At 62.2% G+C, this 17,689-nt stretch carries 16 protein-coding genes and 1 pseudogene; 5 read left to right on the top strand and 12 right to left on the bottom strand.

The features are described from left to right. Positions 1-23: 23 nt before the first annotated feature. The 6 genes and pseudogenes from AC6I97_RS08395 to AC6I97_RS08370 form a co-directional block, all read right to left on the bottom strand. A complete protein-coding gene (locus AC6I97_RS08395) occupies positions 24-1,091 on the bottom strand; it encodes a UDP-N-acetylmuramate dehydrogenase (protein ID WP_497944671.1) in 1,068 nt (355 codons plus the stop codon). A 37-nt stretch (positions 1,092-1,128) separates the two neighbouring features. Further along, entirely contained in the window at positions 1,129-1,566 is a 438-nt protein-coding gene (locus AC6I97_RS08390) for a MaoC family dehydratase (RefSeq protein ID WP_216925049.1), read from the bottom strand. Positions 1,567-1,568: 2 nt separating this feature from the next. Beyond that, the gene (locus tag AC6I97_RS08385) at positions 1,569-2,030 is read right to left on the bottom strand and encodes an FAS1-like dehydratase domain-containing protein (RefSeq protein ID WP_224165023.1); all 462 of its coding nucleotides are present in this window, start codon (positions 2,028-2,030) and stop codon (positions 1,569-1,571) included. Between the two features lie 43 nt (positions 2,031-2,073). Further along, complete coding sequence (locus AC6I97_RS08380) at positions 2,074-2,298, bottom strand: DUF3188 domain-containing protein (protein ID WP_497944670.1); 225 nt, start codon at positions 2,296-2,298, stop codon at positions 2,074-2,076. Positions 2,299-2,383: 85 nt separating this feature from the next. Further along, a pseudogene (locus tag AC6I97_RS08375) lies at positions 2,384-3,303 on the bottom strand (DUF2797 domain-containing protein). A 2-nt stretch (positions 3,304-3,305) separates the two neighbouring features. Then, complete coding sequence (locus AC6I97_RS08370) at positions 3,306-4,169, bottom strand: HpcH/HpaI aldolase/citrate lyase family protein (protein ID WP_224088372.1); 864 nt, start codon at positions 4,167-4,169, stop codon at positions 3,306-3,308. 441 nt (positions 4,170-4,610) lie between these two features. Here AC6I97_RS08370 and AC6I97_RS08365 point away from each other — a divergent pair, with 441 nt between their 5' ends. From AC6I97_RS08365 to AC6I97_RS08350, 4 genes are read left to right on the top strand one after another with little or no spacing between them, the layout of a single operon-like run. Next, positions 4,611-5,681: an ABC transporter substrate-binding protein gene (locus AC6I97_RS08365; RefSeq protein ID WP_224088374.1), complete on the top strand. Its 1,071-nt coding sequence runs from the start codon at positions 4,611-4,613 to the stop codon at positions 5,679-5,681. A 2-nt stretch (positions 5,682-5,683) separates the two neighbouring features. Further along, entirely contained in the window at positions 5,684-6,592 is a 909-nt protein-coding gene (locus AC6I97_RS08360) for an ABC transporter ATP-binding protein (RefSeq protein WP_224165026.1), read from the top strand. After that, positions 6,592-7,536, top strand: coding sequence for an ABC transporter permease (locus tag AC6I97_RS08355; protein ID WP_224165027.1), 945 nt, complete (start codon positions 6,592-6,594; stop codon positions 7,534-7,536). Before AC6I97_RS08360 ends, AC6I97_RS08355 begins: the two co-directional genes overlap by 1 nt. A gap of 52 nt (positions 7,537-7,588) precedes the next feature. Continuing rightward, positions 7,589-8,521 (top strand): TauD/TfdA dioxygenase family protein, encoded by a 933-nt coding sequence (locus AC6I97_RS08350; RefSeq protein ID WP_224088380.1) that lies wholly within the window; start codon positions 7,589-7,591, stop codon positions 8,519-8,521. Between the two features lie 102 nt (positions 8,522-8,623). Here the strand turns inward: AC6I97_RS08350 and AC6I97_RS08345 are convergent, their stop codons facing one another. The 5 genes from AC6I97_RS08345 to AC6I97_RS08325 all read right to left on the bottom strand — a co-directional run bounded on the left by AC6I97_RS08345 (position 8,624) and on the right by AC6I97_RS08325 (position 14,570). Continuing rightward, positions 8,624-9,583, bottom strand: a complete 960-nt coding sequence (locus AC6I97_RS08345; RefSeq protein ID WP_497944669.1) for an aldo/keto reductase — start codon at positions 9,581-9,583, stop codon at positions 8,624-8,626. 31 nt (positions 9,584-9,614) lie between these two features. Continuing rightward, the gene (locus tag AC6I97_RS08340) at positions 9,615-11,369 is read right to left on the bottom strand and encodes a glycoside hydrolase family 13 protein (protein WP_497944668.1); all 1,755 of its coding nucleotides are present in this window, start codon (positions 11,367-11,369) and stop codon (positions 9,615-9,617) included. A 76-nt stretch (positions 11,370-11,445) separates the two neighbouring features. Beyond that, on the bottom strand, positions 11,446-12,357 hold the full coding sequence (locus AC6I97_RS08335; protein ID WP_309925722.1) for a carbohydrate ABC transporter permease: 912 nt from the start codon (positions 12,355-12,357) through the stop codon (positions 11,446-11,448). Continuing rightward, positions 12,357-13,271 carry a carbohydrate ABC transporter permease gene (locus tag AC6I97_RS08330; protein WP_497944667.1) on the bottom strand — a complete coding sequence of 305 codons (915 nt, stop codon included), beginning with the start codon at positions 13,269-13,271 and terminating at the stop codon, positions 12,357-12,359. Before AC6I97_RS08330 ends, AC6I97_RS08335 begins: the two co-directional genes overlap by 1 nt. A gap of 24 nt (positions 13,272-13,295) precedes the next feature. Beyond that, positions 13,296-14,570 carry an extracellular solute-binding protein gene (locus tag AC6I97_RS08325; RefSeq protein ID WP_224165032.1) on the bottom strand — a complete coding sequence of 425 codons (1,275 nt, stop codon included), beginning with the start codon at positions 14,568-14,570 and terminating at the stop codon, positions 13,296-13,298. Between the two features lie 235 nt (positions 14,571-14,805). Here AC6I97_RS08325 and AC6I97_RS08320 point away from each other — a divergent pair, with 235 nt between their 5' ends. After that, positions 14,806-16,029, top strand: coding sequence for an ROK family protein (locus AC6I97_RS08320; protein WP_309925717.1), 1,224 nt, complete (start codon positions 14,806-14,808; stop codon positions 16,027-16,029). Positions 16,030-16,069: 40 nt separating this feature from the next. Here AC6I97_RS08320 and AC6I97_RS08315 read toward each other — a convergent pair whose 3' ends face one another. Next, positions 16,070-17,641, bottom strand: a complete 1,572-nt coding sequence (locus AC6I97_RS08315) for a Na+/H+ antiporter (RefSeq protein WP_224165034.1) — start codon at positions 17,639-17,641, stop codon at positions 16,070-16,072. Positions 17,642-17,689 lie beyond the last annotated feature (48 nt).

Genomic DNA, 17,689 nt, shown 5'->3' with positions numbered 1-17,689 from the left:
CCGTCGCGGACTGCTGTGTCGGGCTAGAGGGAAACGCCAATCAGCAACGGTTCCGGGTGCAGCTCAATTCCGAAGCGATTCACGACGCCGGCACGCACTTCGCGCGCGATAGCCACCATGTCCGACGCCGAGGCCGAGCCGCGGTTGGTGATCGCCAAGGTGTGCTTGGTGGACAAGGATGCCCTGCCACCGGACACGCTGGTTGCATCGAGTCCAAAACCCTTGCCGAATCCCGCGTGATCGATGAGCCAGGCAGCGGAAAGTTTTACCAGTCCGTCTTCACCTGCCGGATACTTCGGCGCGTTTTCCGGCAACCCTGCGGCGCGTTCGGCCGGGATGATCGGGTTGGTGAAGAACGAGCCCGTGGAGTAAGTGTCCCGGTCTGCGGCGTCCAAGACCATGCCTTTGGACGCGCGGAGCCGGAGGACTTCCCGGCGGACATCGTTGGAGTAGGCACGTTTGCCGGCTTCCACGCCCAGCACGCGGGCGAGTTCACCGTACCGGATGGGGGCGCTCATTCGCCCCAGCGGCAATTGGAATTCAACAGTCAGCACCACGTAGCGCGGCGAACCTTCCACGGTGGTCTGCTTCAGGATGGAATCGCGGTAACCAAACTTGAGTTCTGAGTTGGTGAACGTCTGAACCGCGTTGCGTTGCCGGTCCCAGGTCCGCACGGCGGCGATGGTTTGTGAGACATCCGCCCCATACGCGCCAACGTTCTGTACCGGCGTGGCACCTGTGGCCCCCGGGATGCCGGACAGGGCCTCAAGGCCGGACCAAGCATGCAGGACCGAGTACTCCACCAACGCGTCCCAATTATGGCCGGCCTGAACCACCACGGACACACCGCCGCAGCTGTCTTCCGAATCCACGGTGAAGCCCTCGGACGCTATCTTCAGGACCGTGCCTGGGTAGCCTTCGTCCGAGATCAGCAGGTTGGAACCCCCGCCAATGATGAGGAGTTTCTCCCCCGCAGCGTCAGCCGACCGCACGGCGTCGATGATTTCAGCCTCAGTGCGGGCCTCTACATAGTTTCCTGCCGGGCCGCCGACGGCAGCCGTGGTCAGGTCGGAAAGCAGCGTCTGGGTCACCCATCAAGCCTAACGGGGATTGAAGTGCTCACATGATTCAAGAGACCTTCACCACTGCTTGGGACTTCATGAGGACCTTCTGTCCGGCGGCTACAACCGTTAGGTCGATGCGCACGGTGCCTGCCTCGGCGTCGAGGGCTCCCACTACCCCGGTGACATCGATAACTGCACCGGCCTCGTCCGTTCCGGTGGTGTCAGCCACCAGGACGGGCTTGGTGAAGCGCGTCTGGTAATCAACGACGGCGGCGGGGTCCCCGGCCCAGTCGCTGACAAGCTGCACAGCCGAGCCCATGGTGAACATGCCATGGGCGATCACGCCGGGCAGCTCAACGGATGTGGCAAATGCTTCGTTCCAGTGGATCGGGTTGAAGTCCCCCGAAGCGCCGGCGTACTTGACCAGGTCCTGGCGGGTGACCTCAATGCTGCGTGTGCCAATTTCCTGGCCGACCGTCAGTTCTTCGAATTTTGGGCTCATGGTTACTGTCCCTCTCCGCGTACCAGGATGGACGAGGTGGTGGTGGCTACTTTTTCACGGTCATCGTTGCCGCCGAGGGCGAAAATCTCAGAACGCGTTGTGATCATCGCGCCGCCGCCCATGGCACGCACTCCATCAACATGCAGTTCAGCCACGAGGCGGTCCCCGGCCACAATGGCGCGGTGATGCGTAAAGCGCTGGTCCGCGTGGACCACGCGGGAGAAGTCGATGCCGGACTCGGGGTCCTCCACAAGCTGGGCGTCGGCGCGCTGGGCAACAATGATGGCAAACGTGGGCGGGGCTACAAGATCGCTGTGCCCCATGGCCCGTGCAGTCTCAACGTCAAAGTGCGCAGGATTGCTGGCCTTCACGGCCTTCGCAAATTCGCGGATCTTCTCGCGGCCGACGTCATAAACTTCTGCGGCAGGGTAGCTTCGGCCCTGCAGGTCCGGATTGATACTCATGGTCCAACCCTATCGGGCCGAGGACCCCAGGGTGGTGTTGCGACTACTTCTTGTAGGTCTTGCGGATCTTCTGGCCGCGGACTATGAGCCCTGTGACGTGGAGCAGCAGCCCGACACCGATCACGGGCAGTGATGCAATGGCCAGTCCCTGGTTGCCGGTCGTGTTCCCGGCAATGGAAAGGATGAGTCCGACGGCGATGAGCCCCATGGCGCTGAAAACCAGCGTTTTGTAGGCGGTGGACGAGGTGGCCCAGAATTCGTTCAGCACCGTCCAAGTCTACCGGTGCCCGTTGCAAGGCCAGCTCTGCGCCCCAAAACCCACAAATAACACGCAGACCAGGCCCCACAAGGAGTTAGAACAAAGAATCCTGCAGCGCGGGGATTTCCGTGATGTGGGGGCCGAACTCGATCTTGCGTCCCTTCAAGGCACCCAGGTCTGCCACGAAACTTCCCTGAACCAGGTTCCCGGAAGCATCAGGCAGACCGGCCAAGGCTATGGCACCGGAAAGTGAGTGGATCCGAAAACCATGCCCGCCGCCGTCGAACGCTGCCGGGTAGGGGTGGCGCGACGAACCGGCGGCACGAACGGTGCAGAGCCGGTCAGCCAAAGCCGGCCGCTCCCACTCTTCCTCCACAACGGCGAAGCCGGTCATGGCAAGTCCGCCCAGCAACGCGCGCACCTGCGCGGCATGCCGGCGATTGATGGCAACAAGCTCGACGTCGGGACGCGGCTCAACAAGCCACGCCGCCTTGGCAGCGGAACGGACCTGCTGGACGAGTCAAGCTCGCGGGTCACGAGATCCTCAAGCACTCGAACAACCCGGCCGTCCTCGGCAAGGGCAACATAGGCAGCCTGCACGGCACCCTGCTCGGCCAACCGGTTCCACTTGCGCGGAGCCGAGGCAGTCCCGATCTTGGTTGCCCCATTGGCGAACGTTGCAACGTACAGCCAGTGTGGCTGCATGAGGTAAGCGCGAAGACCGGCGGGCACAGAGCTGCCTCGGTGGAAATCATGCATGAGCCGGGAATCGTCCCGGGCAAAGCAGGCCCCGCACTGCTTCCCACGCTCGGCTGGGGAACCGCTGCGGCAAGGAACATGGGTGCGCTTGCCCGGCCCGTGGACTTTGGTATGGCCGAGGCACCACATCCCTGGCATGACGCGCAGGCCCAGGGTTGAACCCGGGGCCAGCGCAACGTCGGTGAACTCCCCGTCGGGCTGCAATAACCTCAAAGCCGGTGAGGAAGAGTCCCAAGCTATGCCGTGGACCAGCATGGCTACAGGGAGGGCTGAACCCCGAAGGCAACTGCGAGCTTCATGATCTTCTCGGCCCGGCCAAGGCGTGGAAGGTCCGAACCGTCCCGGATCACCCTGCCGTTGGCTTCGAAGTCGCTCATGAAGTCGGTGGCCCACGCAACGTCCGACGGCGTGGGGCTGATGACCTCGTTAATCACGGTGGTCTGGTCGATTGCCAGGCACAGCTTGCCGGTCATGCCCATGGTTACGGTGATGCCGGTCTGCTCGCGCAGGATGGGGTGGTTGGTGCCGACCGTGGGGCCATCAATGGGGCCGGGCAGGTTGCCGACACGGCTGGCAACGACGAGCTTGGCGCGCGGGTAGGCCATGGCCTCGGGGGTGGCGGCCATGCCGGTGTCGCGGCGGAAGTCACCTGAACCGAACGCCAGGCGGAACGCGCCCTGGGCGCGGGCAATGTGGTTGGCTTCCTCGATGCCGAGGGCGGACTCAACCAGTGCAATCACGGGGGTCTTGCCGTCCATGCGGTGGTAGGACTCCGTAACCTGGTCCGCGGACTCGGTCTTGGCGAGCATCACTCCGAGCAGGCCCGGGGTGCCGCGGAGGCCGGCGAGGTCGTCTGCCCAAAAGGGGCTGGTGGCGTCATTGATGCGAACCCAGGCCTGACCGCCGGACCTCAGCCAGTTCACGACATTCTCGCGGGCCGTGTCCTTCTGGGATGGGTCAACGGCGTCTTCGATGTCCAGGATGATGGCGTCTGCCCGTGAACCCGCGGATTCGTCAAAAAGTTCCGTCTTCATGGCGTTCACGAGGAGCCAGGAGCGGGCGATATCGGCGGGAATATTGCGGGTAGGCCGAATGGATTCGGCGGCGATGCTAGACGTCATGTATCTACCGTATCCGGCAAGCGGCCCGGAGGGCGAAGAAATCTGCCCGGTTGTGAGGATCAATACGAACTAAAGCCCTTATGACTGTGCCCTCCCCCAGTATGACTGTCCGACGGCGGCACGCGGCTTTCGTTTCCAGCGCACGCCGCACGGTGGGTCATTGAACTCAAGAGTGTCGTCATTGGGGTCAGCAGTGTCGTCATCCGGCTCAACACAATCTTCATCCGGCTCAACGCTGCGACTTTGTTTCCGTCGATTGCATTTCATGGCTTCGCGTTGCGCCCGGTTGCCCGCTGTTTCAGAGCGTTTCCCGCGGTTTCCCGCGGTTTCCCACTATGAACACCCCGCTTTCCACGGGCCACACGGATGGGCTTACATCGTTCCCAAGCCGGTGAACATACGGCTCCCCAACCGAAACACAATCACTCGAAAGTAGCTCCCATGAAACTGCACTTGCCCCTGCTGAGCGTCGCGGCCGCCGTCGTACTAGCGCTGACGGTGTCCGGCTGCGGCGGTGCAGCCGAAGCCGGACAAGCCAACCAACCCGGCAACGAGGTCAAGGAACTCCGCTACCAAGGCTCGGCCAACAACGTGACCTTCCCTGAGCTTGCTGCAGACCTCGGATACCTGGGCGATCTGAAGCTGAACTGGGTGGGCAACACCACCAGCGGCCCGCAGGACATCCAGTCCGCGGCTACCAACCAGACGGACTTCGGGGGCGCATTCTCCGGAGCCGTGGTGAAGCTCATCGAAGCGGGCGCCCCCGTGAAGGCCGTGGTCAATTACTACGGCTCGGACGAGAAGACCTTCAACGGCTATTACGTGAAGGCGGACAGCTCCATCAAGGGACCCCGTGACCTGATTGGCAAGAAGATCGCAGTCAACACACTGGGCGCACACCACGAGGCGGTCATCAATACGTACCTGACGCAGAACGGTCTCAGCCCGGACGAGATCAAGCAGGTCCAGCTCGTCCCCTTGGCGCCGAACGATACGGAGGAAGCCATCCGCCGAGGCCAGGTGGACGCGGGCACCCTTGGCGGAGTGCTGCAGGACAGGGCCGTTGAGGCCGGCGGACTACGTTCACTGTTCAGCGATGTGCAGTTGTTCGGCAACTTTGCAGGCGGCCAGATCGTGCTCCGGAACGACTTCATCGAAAAGAACCCAAACACCACCCGCACGTTCACTACCGGCGTTGCCAAAGCCATCAAATGGGCAGCGGAAACACCGCGCGACGAAGTCATTGCCCGCTTCACCAAGATCATCGAAAACCGCGGACGCAATGAGAGCACGGCCAACCTGAAGTTCTGGAAGAGCCCTGGGGTTCCGGACAGCGGTGTGATCAAGGACGAGGACTTTACCCGCTGGGAGGCGTGGCTGAACTCTGCCGGGATCGTGAAGGACAAGCTCACGCCGTCCAAGTACTACACCAACGAATTCAACGATCTCGCCGGTGCCACGAACGGCACAGCTACTGACGCAGCCAAGACTGACGCAGCCAGGAAGGGATAGCCATGACAGCCAAAATCAGCCTCCGCAACGTGACCAAGCAATTCACGGTCCGGGCTACGAAGTCCACTGCCGCAACGACGCTCACGGCCATCGATTCGCTGAGCCTGGACGTGCGCGACGGTGAGTTCCTCACCTTGGTTGGGCCAAGCGGTTCCGGCAAGACCACGCTGCTGGACTTGCTCGCGGGTCTCTCAACGCCCACGTCCGGGGAGGTTCTCGTTGACGGCAAGCCCGTGACGGGTCCCGGCAAGGACCGCGCTGTGGTGTTCCAGCAGTACGCACTGTTCCCTTGGCGGACAGCTTCGGCCAACGTGTCCATCGGCCTGGAAGGACCAGGGCCGGACGGCAGGAAATTGAACCGGCGCGAACGGGCAGCCAAGGCCAGGGAGTACTTGTCACTCGTCGGGCTGGCCGGGTTCGAGGACCGCTATCCCCATGAGCTCTCCGGGGGCATGAAGCAACGGGTCGCGATTGCCCGCAGCCTGGCTTACGAGCCCGACGTCCTGCTGATGGACGAGCCTTTCGCGGCATTGGACGCCCAAACCCGCGAGCAGTTGCAGGACGAACTGCTGCGCATCTGGAAGGCCACCGGCAAGACCATCGTGTTCATCACGCACGGCATTGACGAGGCCGTCTACCTCGGCGGGCGCGTGGCAGTTCTGAGCGCCCGTCCCGGCCGGCTGAAGGAAATTGTGGACATCAACATCCCCGATCGCGACGGGGAGGACGACATCCGCTCCCACCCGGCGTTCGTCGAGCACCGGCACGAGGTATGGACGCTCCTGCACGATGAGGTCCGTCGCGCGCAGGATGCCGGGCACCGGAAGATCCTCCCGGACGGAAGCGCACCGGATGAACCGTCAACCCTGACCAAAGAGGGAACCGCCACCAATGAAAGGACTGCGGCCTGATGAGCACCACATTGACGCAGACAGAAACCGCGGCGGCAGCGCGCAAGGCAAGCATCACCACCGAGTCGGGCAACGCCGTCGGACCTTCCGGTACTGCGGCCGCACCCGCCCGGGACGGTATCGCGCAACGTTCGACGCCGGTCCTCGCCACCGTGCGCAGGGTTACGGCAGCAGCCGGTTCAGGCGTGTGGAAGTCCGCCGGCATCCTTGCCTTCCTGGCGCTGTGGGAATTTGGCCCGACGTATCTGGCCAGCCCGTCCACCAGGGTATTCCTGCCACCGTTGCACGACGTTCTGTTGGCATGGGGCAAGCTCTTTGAAGCCGGCACCATCCAAGGCCACATCGCGGCCAGCCTCACCAGGTCTGTCACCGGTTTCGGCGCGGCCCTCGTTGGAGGCGTGTTGCTGGGACTCCTGATCGCCTGGTACGGACGGCTCAACGCAGTCCTCAACCCCTTGCTGGAGCTCTTCCGCAACACGGCGGCATTGGCCCTGCTGCCTGTGTTCACTCTGCTGCTGGGAATCGGCGAGGAATCCAAGATCAGCATCGTGGCTTACGCGGCCTTCTTCCCGGTGCTACTGAACACGATCGCCGGAGTGAAAACCGTGGATCCGTTGCTCATACGGGCTGCGCGCTCGCTGGGACTGAACAGTTTCCGACTCTTCCAGAAAGTCATCCTGCCATCCGCCGTACCCACGATCTTCACTGGTATCCGGATGGCCGGCACTGCGTCAATCCTGGTGCTGATTGCCGCCGAAATGGTCGGCGCCAAGGCCGGACTTGGCTACTTGATCGTGAACGCGCAGAGCAGCTTCCTGATCCCTGATATGTACGCGGGCATCCTGACAGTCTCGCTGCTGGGCCTTGGCGTGAACTTCCTGCTGGTCGCCCTGGAACGCCACTTCTCCCGCTGGCGGACGGCAGTAGGCGCGGACGCCCCCTGAAAACCACCCCCGTGGCACCCGCCACAACCCATCACAAAGTAAGGAAAGAACAATGACCCTCATTACCGAAACCAAGCTTGAATTTGCCAAGCTGGGCTCCCGCATCGGCGCGGAAATCCGGGGACTCGATATCAGTGGAGACCTCAGCGAGGACACGATCGCCCAGATCCGGGGCGCGTTGAACGAGCACAAGGCCCTGGTATTCCGGGAGGCCAACATCCTCACCGACGAAGCCCAGGTGAAGTTCGCCAGCCATTTCGGACCGCTTACCAAGGCACATCCCACGGTTGCGTCCGTGGAAGGTGAAGAAAACGTCTTGCCGGTGGACAGTGAGAACGGCTCCGCGAATAACTGGCACACGGACGTTACTTTCGTGGTCAATCCGCCGCAGGCCTCCACACTGCGGAGCATCGACCTGCCTGCCTATGGCGGGGAGACGCTCATCGCTTCCTCCGCTGGCGCTTACCAGGACCTGCCGGAGGAACTGCGCAACTTCGCGGACACCCTCTGGGCCATCCACACCAACGATTACGACTACTCCGTGCCCAAGAACCTTGAGCACCAGAATGCCGAGGAGCGCCGCAAGGAGTTCACCCGCCTGAAGTTCGAAACCGCCCACCCCGTGGTGCGGGTCCACCCGTTGACCGGCGAGCGCGGATTGTTCATTGGGGGCTTCGCGCAGCGGCTTCGGATCGTGGGCTTGTCCAACACAGAATCCCGGGACATCATCAGGCTCCTGCAGGCTTATGTGACGCGCCCGGAGAACGTGGTCCGGGTGAATTGGGAGCCCAACCAGGTTGTCTTGTTCGACAACCGGATCACCCAGCACTACGCCCCGGACAACTACGACGGACAGCCGCGCAAGCTCAATCGCGTCACCATTGCCGGCGACATTCCCGTGAGCATCGACGGCAAGGCAAGCCAGGCCATCCAGGGTGATTCAAGCACCTACTCGGTGGTGGCCCCGGTCGCTCGCGTTTCGTAGGGGCCCGTATGTGTTGCTGTTGTAGCCCATCTGAGTCGCAGTTAAGCGCGTTTTGAGACGTCATAACGCGCACAACTGCGACTCAGTTGGGTAAAACGCGCTTTAGGGGATGTTGCTTCCCCGGGCCGCCAGCCACAGGCCGTACCACTCCTCCCTGGACATTGCGGCAGCCACGGAGGCGGCATCATAGCAGGCAGCGATCCGCCCGGGGTTGGTGGTTCCCAGCACGGGAGAGATCCGCGCCGGATGCCGCATCAGCCACGCCAGCAGTACTGATTCAGGCGTGGTGCCTTTCTCCCGCGCGAGCCGCTGAAGCATTTCAGCCGTAGCGGACTCGGCCGGCGACATTTCCCCGGACGGCGCCCCTGTGTAGCGCCCTTGAGCCAGGGAGCCGTAGGCCTGGAGCTCAATCCCCTTGGCCATGCATAGCTCCAGGGTCCCATGCGGAAAGTTGAAGCCCAGCCCGTCCGCATGGTTGACCAGTACGGTGCTTTCCAGCCAGTCCCGCCGCAGCAGGCTCATCTCCAGTTGGTTGGCGATGATGGGCATCTCAAGGGAGTCCTGCAGGAACTTGATCTGCGCGCCGGACATGTTGGACACACCCAGCTGCCGCACCTTGCCTTCCGTAACAAGCTGCCCGACGGCGTCCGCCACCTCGCGGGGATCCATCAAGGGATCCGGGCGGTGCAGGAGAAGGACGTCTACGTAATCCGTTTGAAGGCGCTTCAGGCTTTCATTGACCCGTTCAAGGATGGCTTCCCGGCTGAGGTCGTAGTGCGTGTCCAGCCCGCGCTCCCCCAGCCTGATCCCGCATTTGGTTTGCAGCAGGATCTTCCCGCGCAGGCCCTGCGAACGGGCGAGGACTTCCCCGAAGACGGCTTCGGACTTGCCGCTGCGGTAGATGTCAGCATGATCGAACAATTCAATGCCGATACCTTGTGCTGCCTCGATGACTGCGGCAGCCTGTTCAATCTCCGCGGCACTATAGGACGTTCCGTCCCAGGGACCGCCAAGACCCATGCAGCCGTAGATCAGGCGCCCGCGCCCGTTCGCATTATTCATCCATGTATTCAATCAGTTGGCTGCCCGGCGCTTACGCGTCGCGGACCACCCAGGCAGTGGTGTCGGCCGGGAGCAGGCCGCCTTCCAGCGGTCCGCTGCTCACGACGACGGTGCCTGCCGGAAGCGCGAAGGGCTCGCTTCCGAAGTTGGTTACCGTTTCCCAACCGCCCGGACGGCTGAAGTGCAGAACGTCCTGGTTTCCGGTCTCAACCCATTCGAGTTCCTCGTCGGTCTGCAGTTCCCTGCGCAGGCGCAGTGCTTTGCGGTAGAGCTCCAGCGTTGAGCCTTCACGTCCTTCCTGCTCGGACACCGCGTACTTCGCGAACCATTCCGGCTGCGGCAGGTGTGCCTTGCCTTCTCCGAAGCCAAAGGAGGGTCCTTCTGCGGTCCACGGCAGCGGAACGCGGCAACCATCGCGGCCGATTTCCACGCCTGGGTTGCGGTAGAAGGACGGGTCCTGCCGCTCGGAGTCCGGAATTTCGGTTACTTCCTGCAGACCAAGCTCTTCGCCTTGGTAAAGGTAGGCGGAGCCGGGTAGCGCGAGGAGCAGCAGCGTGGCGGCGCGGGCACGACGCAAGCCCAGTTCGACGTCGAGCTCTTCCGCCGGCGCGCCGGCCAGCAGCCAGCCTTTGCCGTCCTGGCCCTTTGGCTTGCCGGCCGAGACATCCTGGGCAGCGTTGGTTCCCTTGGCAACTGAACCGCCCTTGGGCAGTCCATAGCGGGTGGCGTGCCGAACGACGTCGTGGTTGGAGAACACCCAGGTGGAGGACGCCCCGGTTTCCTTGGCCGCGATCAGGTTTTCCGTGATGATGGTCCGGAAGGAAGGCGCATCGAAGTCGGCCTGCAGGAGGTCGAAGTTGAAGGCTTGGCCCAGTCCCTCAGGGCTGGCATAGCGGGCGCGACGCGATTCGTGGACCCAGGCCTCGGCTACTGCAGTGCGCGGCGGGTTGTACTCGTTGAAGAGCTTGCGCCACTCCGCGTAGACCTCGTGGACTTCGTCACGGTCCCAGAACGGGTGTGACCCGTCTACGAAACCGTCCGTGCCGTGGGCCCGGGCCTCGAGGTCTGCCTTCATCGGCAACGGCTCGGAGAGATCCTTGGCCATGCCGTGTGCGACATCGATGCGGAAGCCGTCCACGCCGCGGTCGGACCAGAACCGCAGGGTCTTCAGGAAGTCCTCGCGAACCTCGGGGTTGTCCCAATTGAAGTCGGGCTGCTCCTTGGCGAAGATGTGCATGTACCACTGTCCGGGAGTGCCATCGGGCTCGGTGATGCGTTCCCAGACCGGTCCGCCAAACACGGAGTCCCAATCCGAGGGCGGAAGCTCGCCGTTTTTCCCCTTGCCGTCACGGAAGATGTAGCGTTCCCGCGCTGCAGAACCCTTGGGCGATGCCAGGGCCTCCTTGAACCATTCATGGCGGTCCGAAGAGTGGTTGGGCACGATATCGGCCACCAGCTTGATGCCGGCGGCATGCAATGCTGCGGCCATCTCATCGAAATCTTCAAGCGTCCCCAGCTTGGGGTCCACGTTGCGGTAGTCATCGACGTCGTAGCCACCGTCCGCAAGCGCCGATGGGTAGAACGGGCTCAGCCAAACGGCGTCGATCCCCAGTTCCTTCAGGTACGGGACTTTGGCGGTGATGCCCTTGAGGTCACCGATGCCGTCGCCGTTGGAATCGGAGAAGCTGCGCGGGTAGATCTGGTAAACAGCCGCCTGGCGCCACCAGTTGGGATCAGCCATTCGCTCTGCGTCGGTACGGTGTGCCTGAGTGGCGGAAGTGCTCACGAAACTCCTTTGATTTAGAATCTAAATTTATATCCCGGACCAGTATGAAACGCTGGGCACGGAAGGTCAACATCCACTAGCCCTTAACGGCGCCTTGTGTCACGCCCGCCATGACCCACCTCTGCGTAAAGAGGTACGCGACGATCGCGGGCGCCATCGCCATCAGGTAGGAGGCGAAGGACACGTGGTAGTTGTTGCTGAACTGGGTTTGAAACAGGTTTTGCCGTACCGGCAGGGTCTGCAGTGCCGGATCGGAAATGATCAACGACGGCATCATGAAGTCATTCCAGGCATAGAGGAAGGCGAAGATACCCACGGTGGCGCTCATCGGCGCCAACAGCGGGAAGATCAGCTTCCAGAATGTCTGCCATGTCGTAGCGCCATCGATCCGGGCACTCTCTTCCAGTTCCATGGGTATGGAACGCAGGAATGCGGTGAAGAGCAGCACGCTGAAGCTCAGTTGGAACATGGTGGCCAGGAGGATAACGCCGAACGGGTTGTCCAGCCCAAGACGACCGGTGAGCTGGATCTGCGGCAATGCAACCACCGGGAACGGAATGAACATCGCTCCGAGAAGGTAGAAGAACGAGTACCTGAACAACCGGCGTTCCCAGTTGCGCACAATCGCATAGGAGGCGAATGCAGCAAGGACGATGGTGGCGAGGACAGTCCCTGCAGTCACCAGCAATGACATGGCGGCACCCACGGGAAAGTTCGTCAGGGTCCAGGCCTGGATGAAACCGTCGAGGCTGAAGGGGGCGGGAAATGAGAAGGCGTTGCCATCCACAGCCTGCCCCTGGGTCTTGAAGGCCATGGACACCGTGACATAGAGGGGAAGCAGCACGGTCACTGCGCAGAGGACGAGCACTGTGGTTGCCGGCCAGTTGACCCGCTCGATCGCCGGAGCCGACCGCCGTCGGCTGGTTGGAGCGGTGATGGTTTCAACGTGGGAGGAGTCCTCGATTGCGAGGGTGGTTTGTTTGGTCATCAGAGTGCATTCCGTCCGCGAGTCAGCGAAAGCTGCAGGAGTGAGATAAGGATGGCGACCACGAAGAAGATCGTCGCGTTGGCCATCTGGTAGGCGTAGTCGCCGCCATTGAAGCCGGCAATGACAGTCATCGCAATGCTCCGGGTGGAGGTCCCGGGGCCACCGTTCGTCAGCCCGACGATGATGTCGTAAGCATTCAGGAAGCCCTTGAACCCGAGAATGATATTGATGACCACGTAACCGGCCACCAACGGAAGGGTGATCTTCAGCAGCTGCTGGAATTTGCCCGCGCCGTCGATTTCCGCGGCCTCATAGACGTCCCCGGGCACTGCAACAAGTCCCGCAATGTAGATGAGCAGTGCCCCGGGTACCGCCTGCCATGCCGTGACAACCACAATCGCAATCCACGCGAGGTCCGGGTTTGCCAGGAGGCTGCTCTCCAACCAGGGGATCCCTGCCGCAGCCCCCGCGGCAGGCAGGGAGTTCGAGAACAGGAAATTGAACACGTAGGCGATGATGATGCCGGAAACCACCATCGGGATGACGAAGATGGTCCGCAGTGCCGACTTCATCCGGATGCGCGCGGTAAGGCCGACGGCAAGGAGGAAGGCGATCACGTTGACGGCGATCACTGTAACGATGGAGAAACCGAAGGTGAACAGGTAACTCTGCAGGATAGCGGGGTCGCTGAAGATCGCTATGTAGTTTGTCAGGCCGATGAACTCCCAATCACCAATTCCGATGGAGTCCGTGAAGCTGAAGAAGATACCGATGATGCCCGGAATCGTGATGGCGAGCGTGAACAGGATGAGGCTGGGTACCAGGAAAAAGTAGAAGATCGGTTCCACACGCCGCCTGCTGCGCTGCCCTTGGCGGCTCTGCCCGGATGTGGTTGAGGTGCTGATGCTGGACATGATTCTGACTTCCTATGTTCTGCACTACTGGCGGAAGGCCAGGCGCGCCCAATCTGCGTCGAGTGTGCGGAGGGTGGATGCAGGGGACGCGCCGAACACGATTGCCTGCGTGTAGTTCATGATCGGTATGGTGCGCGGAACGAGTACCGAGGGGCCCTGGTAAACCTGCGATTTCTCGTAGTACTCCACCATTCCCTCGATCCGGGGATCCGGAACATTTGCAGAGTCCTTGGTGGGTGTGAAGCCCAACTGCGACTTGTTGTAGGCATCGATCACCTCTGGCCGGTACAGGTACTCGAGGAAGGTGCGCGCAGCGTCCTTGTGCTTGGACGCCTCGGGAATCCAGGCCGCGAGGTCCACATTGACCCGGACGCGCAGGTCCTTGGGGTCCTCGGTCATCGGGAGGGGAAAGGTTCCGAGCTTGAGGTCCGGGGCAGTCTTGGCGATCTCGCTGAATGCCCAGGGTCCCTGCAGATACATGGCCGCCTTGCCCTGCGAGAAAGCAAGATTACCGTCACCGTAGGCGCGGCTTGCAGCATCCTTGTTGACGTAGTTCTTCGCGAGCGTCAGCATCTTCTCAACTGGCTGGTTGAAGTCCTTCTGGAATGACACCGGGGATTCCGGACCAACTTTCGTGCCCTCGGCAGCAAGCTTCCTGAAGAAGTCAATGGTGTCCACCTGCCCGCCTACGGAGTAGTCAAACCACCCCTGGGCGATCGTCCAGTCGTCCTTCCATGTGGCATAGAACGGCGTCACGCCAGCGGCTTTCAGCGCTTCACACGCCGCGATCATCTCGCTCCAGGTCTTCGGCACGGCGATGTTGTGCGCAGCGAAGATCTCCTTGTTGTAAATCACCGAGGACGCCATGACTGAGTAGGGCAGGGCACTGGTGCGCTCCGGATAGGAACCGTACTGGTCCATCAGCGGCTGGAGGTCTTCGCGGACGCGGGAGGCGGCCTGGGTGCCGGACAAGTCGCTCAACGCTCCGCGCTGGACGAAGCGGGACGTCTCCATGTTGTAGTTCGCAAGCGCGATGTCCGGTGGATTGCCGCGGACGAAACTCGCGGACACGACGTCGACGCCCGAGGTGTCCAGGACCACCTCGGTTTCGTTCTGGGAAGCGTTGTAGTCGGCAACCAGCTTGGTCATGAATCCGATTGCCTCCCGCTTGCTGAAGGTGAAGCGGATGGTCTCTTTGCCCGGTTCCCCGGTGCAGCCCGAGAGAAGGCCGGCCAGCAGTGCCAGACCCAGGCCCATCGCTGCCATGCGTTTCTTGCGCGTAGCTTTCACAGACTCCATAGTCCTTTCGTCTTGCGGACCCCCAGTGGCCGCTATGCCGTGGGGGGAGGTGGTCGCATTCGACCTCCACCGGAGTTTTGATAGGAGGTAAATTTATGACCTATCGCTAGTATTTAGTGAGGAGCGCCACACGGTCAAGCTTTGGGGGAAATACGTCGTCATCTAAATTTATGTACTAAATTTAGAGAGACCGCTCTATCACTCCGGTAGGCGGCTGAAAAGGTGGGAGCGCCGAATGCTGATCGGGATTGCGCCGTCAACACAGCTGGTTCGCAGGGTCAATGCCAGCGCGATGCTCAAGGCCATGCGTGGTGCCGGTGTGGTAACAGGCACAGAACTCATGGCTTCCACCGGGCTCTCCCGCGCCACCGTCATTTCCATCTGCGACGAACTTGTCCGGCTCGGCTGGCTCCAGGAACTGGAAAACCAGAGGGGGGCCGGAGACTACATCAAGGGCAGGCCGGCACGCCGCTTTGTTTTCGACGACAACGCGGCCAGCGTGCTCGGAATCGACATCGGCGCCAATAAGATCACCGCCATAGTTGCCGACATGGCCGGAACACCTTTATCCCAGGTCACGATGCCCTTCCGCACGTACAACGTCTCTGCCAATGAGCGTGCAGATGTGCTGGACCGGATCGCAGCAGACGTCCTGAAAAAGGCCGGCGTACCTGCAGACTCGATCCTTGCAGTGTCCGTGGGAGTTGCTGCCCCGGTAAGCCGCGACGGCGAGGTCCTCACCGTCCAGGAATTCTGGAAATCCTTCGATGTCCGCGGGATTGTTGCAGAGCGGCATGGCTGGCAGGTACTCGTGGAAAACGACGCCAACCTCGCAGCCCTCGCGGAACGGTGGCAGGGCACCGCGCAGGGAGTCGACAACCTCGTGGTTATGCTGGCAGGCGACCGCCTGGGTTCCGGAATCCTCGAATCCGGCCGTTTGCTCCACGGGCAGCTTGGCGGCTTTGGGGAACTGGGATACCTGGACACCGTCGACGGCGTGGGCGACACGTACGGCATCGCCCACTACGCCGTGCTGTGGGGGCGGGAAGCGCTTGACGATACCCCGACCACGAAGCTGCGGGAACTTTGCGGGGATGATCCAGCAGCGTTAACAGCAGAGATGGTTTTCAAGGCAGCCGCGGAAGGCGACCACGCCGCCCGTCAGGCCCTGGACCGTGTGGCGCACCGCATGGCCCGTGTCATCGGCTCGATCAGTACGTTGGTCAACCCTGAGCTGGTTGTTATTGCGGGAGCCGTCGCAGCCTCTGCCCACGCACTGATCCCAGCAATTGAAAAGCAGTTGCCGGACTTCACCTTCACTCCCCCGCGGCTGGCAACCTCCACCCTCGGTGACCGTATTGTGTCCCTCGGCGCGATCCGCCACGCCCTGGACTACGTCGAGGAGCACGCGCTGGACCTCTCCCCCTCGTCATTGCCGAAGCGCGCGGACGCCTCCTGATCGTGTCCGGCGCCCGACTGCAACCCGGGCCTGCGCGGTGCTATTCCGGCATTGACATGGTGCGCAAATCCAGCTGCCTCAGGACACGATCTGCCACTTCAGGATCAGTCCCGGGCTCATTACGTGCCTCCACCACTTCCTGACGGGCGGCATCCAGCGCGATCGTCTGCACGGCAATGGCAAGTTCACGGCCCCGTTTGCGTTTCTCCGCCGCCGACTCGTTGCGCAACGTCCCATCCAGCAGCTCTGCGTGGAGCCGGCGCATCTTTTCCTTGACCAGTGCCACTTTGTCCGCCGGGAGTTCCTTCATGAGCTCATGGTCCTTCAGCGCCGAGACTGCTGCCGACTGCGCACGTTTGGCCAGAACGCGTGCCGCGTCCTTTTCATGGGAACCGTCCTCCGTGGCTTTCAGGACCCGCATCAGCCAGGGAAGTGTCAGGCCCGGCAGTACCAACGTGGCAAGAAGCACGGCGCAGGCGATGACGAGGATTTCGTGCCGTGCGGGAAAGTCACTCCCATCAGGCAGGGTCACGGGGAGCGCCAAAGCGAGGGCCAGGGTGGCCAGCCCACGCATTCCACACCATGTCAGGATGAGTACTTCCTTCGGCGAGGTTGGCTGCAGCAGATTCCGCCGCCGGTGGGCCGTGAGCGCAAGCAGCCCGAGCCACAGGTAGCGGACAACGAACACCAGGATGCAAATCACCACGGCAACGCCGATCATCCCGAAAATCGCCGTCCCCTCGTCACGGATGACGTGACGGATCTCCAAGCCCACCAGGCCGAAGGCCAGTCCGGTGGCCAGCAGCTCCACCACGTCCCAGAAAGCTGTCCGCGTAATGCGCTCAGCAGCGTCCTGCGGCCGCGCGTGGCGTTGCAGCTCCAATGCAGTCACGACGACGGCCACCACACCTGATGCGTGCAGCTCTTCCGCCAGGATGTAGGCAGCAAACGGAACCACAAGCGTGACCGCGCTGCGCGCCACCATGGACGTCACAAGCTTGGTGATGAACTTGGTCAGCCAGCCCATGGCGATGCCAATGACCACTGCCAAGGCTGCGCCCACCACAAATTGCAGGATGACATTGGGGCCCACTTCGCTACCGGACACCGTGGCAGCGACTGCTGCCTGGAAGATCACGATTGCGGCGGCGTCATTGAAAAGGCCCTCGCTCTGCAGAACAGTAATGAGCCGCCTGGGCATGTGAACGCGGCCAGCCACTGACTCCACGGCAACGGGATCCGGCGGCGCCACCATGGCTCCCAAAGCAATCGCTGCCGGGATCCCGATACCAGGAATCATGAGCCACGCAGCACCAGCCACCACCGCGGTGGAAACCACCACCAAGGCGACAGCCATGAGTAGCAGCGTCCGCCACCGGACGCGAAAAACGGCCCAGGAACTCTTCTGCGCAGTGGCAAAGAGCAACGGCGGGAGGAAGATCGGCAGGATCAGCTCCGGCGAAATCTCAAACTCAGGAAAGCCGGGAATGAACGTCAGCGCAACAGCCAGGAGCAGCATCAGGACCGGATAAGGAAGCCGAAGCCTGTCCCCCAGGCCGACGGCCAGCACCGTGGCAAGCAGCAATCCGATAATGAGTGCCAGCTGATCCATGTTCCCGCTTCCCCAGAAGTTGTACGAGCTTCCGGCAGGCCTGGCCCA

This window comes from Arthrobacter sp. TmtSoilC48 (genome assembly GCF_059739425.1).
Note: the sequence above shows the minus strand (reverse complement) of the source record. Positions and strands in the feature narration are given on the sequence as shown.

Bases quoted from the DNA above. Each gene is read 5' to 3' on its own strand.
- AC6I97_RS08390 (WP_216925049.1), bottom strand. From the start codon at position 1,566: ATGAGCCCAAAATTCGAAGAACTGACGGTCGGCCAGGAAATTGGCACA.
- AC6I97_RS08315 (WP_224165034.1), bottom strand. From the start codon at position 17,641: ATGGATCAGCTGGCACTCATTATCGGATTGCTGCTTGCCACGGTGCTG.
- AC6I97_RS08350 (WP_224088380.1), top strand. From the start codon at position 7,589: ATGACCCTCATTACCGAAACCAAGCTTGAATTTGCCAAGCTGGGCTCC.
- AC6I97_RS08330 (WP_497944667.1), bottom strand. From the start codon at position 13,271: ATGTCCAGCATCAGCACCTCAACCACATCCGGGCAGAGCCGCCAAGGG.
- AC6I97_RS08335 (WP_309925722.1), bottom strand. From the start codon at position 12,357: ATGACCAAACAAACCACCCTCGCAATCGAGGACTCCTCCCACGTTGAA.
- AC6I97_RS08320 (WP_309925717.1), top strand. From the start codon at position 14,806: ATGCTGATCGGGATTGCGCCGTCAACACAGCTGGTTCGCAGGGTCAAT.
- AC6I97_RS08360 (WP_224165026.1), top strand. From the start codon at position 5,684: ATGACAGCCAAAATCAGCCTCCGCAACGTGACCAAGCAATTCACGGTC.
- AC6I97_RS08365 (WP_224088374.1), top strand. From the start codon at position 4,611: ATGAAACTGCACTTGCCCCTGCTGAGCGTCGCGGCCGCCGTCGTACTA.
- AC6I97_RS08385 (WP_224165023.1), bottom strand. From the start codon at position 2,030: ATGAGTATCAATCCGGACCTGCAGGGCCGAAGCTACCCTGCCGCAGAA.
- AC6I97_RS08355 (WP_224165027.1), top strand. From the start codon at position 6,592: ATGAGCACCACATTGACGCAGACAGAAACCGCGGCGGCAGCGCGCAAG.
- AC6I97_RS08325 (WP_224165032.1), bottom strand. From the start codon at position 14,570: ATGGAGTCTGTGAAAGCTACGCGCAAGAAACGCATGGCAGCGATGGGC.
- AC6I97_RS08370 (WP_224088372.1), bottom strand. From the start codon at position 4,169: ATGACGTCTAGCATCGCCGCCGAATCCATTCGGCCTACCCGCAATATT.
- AC6I97_RS08345 (WP_497944669.1), bottom strand. From the start codon at position 9,583: ATGAATAATGCGAACGGGCGCGGGCGCCTGATCTACGGCTGCATGGGT.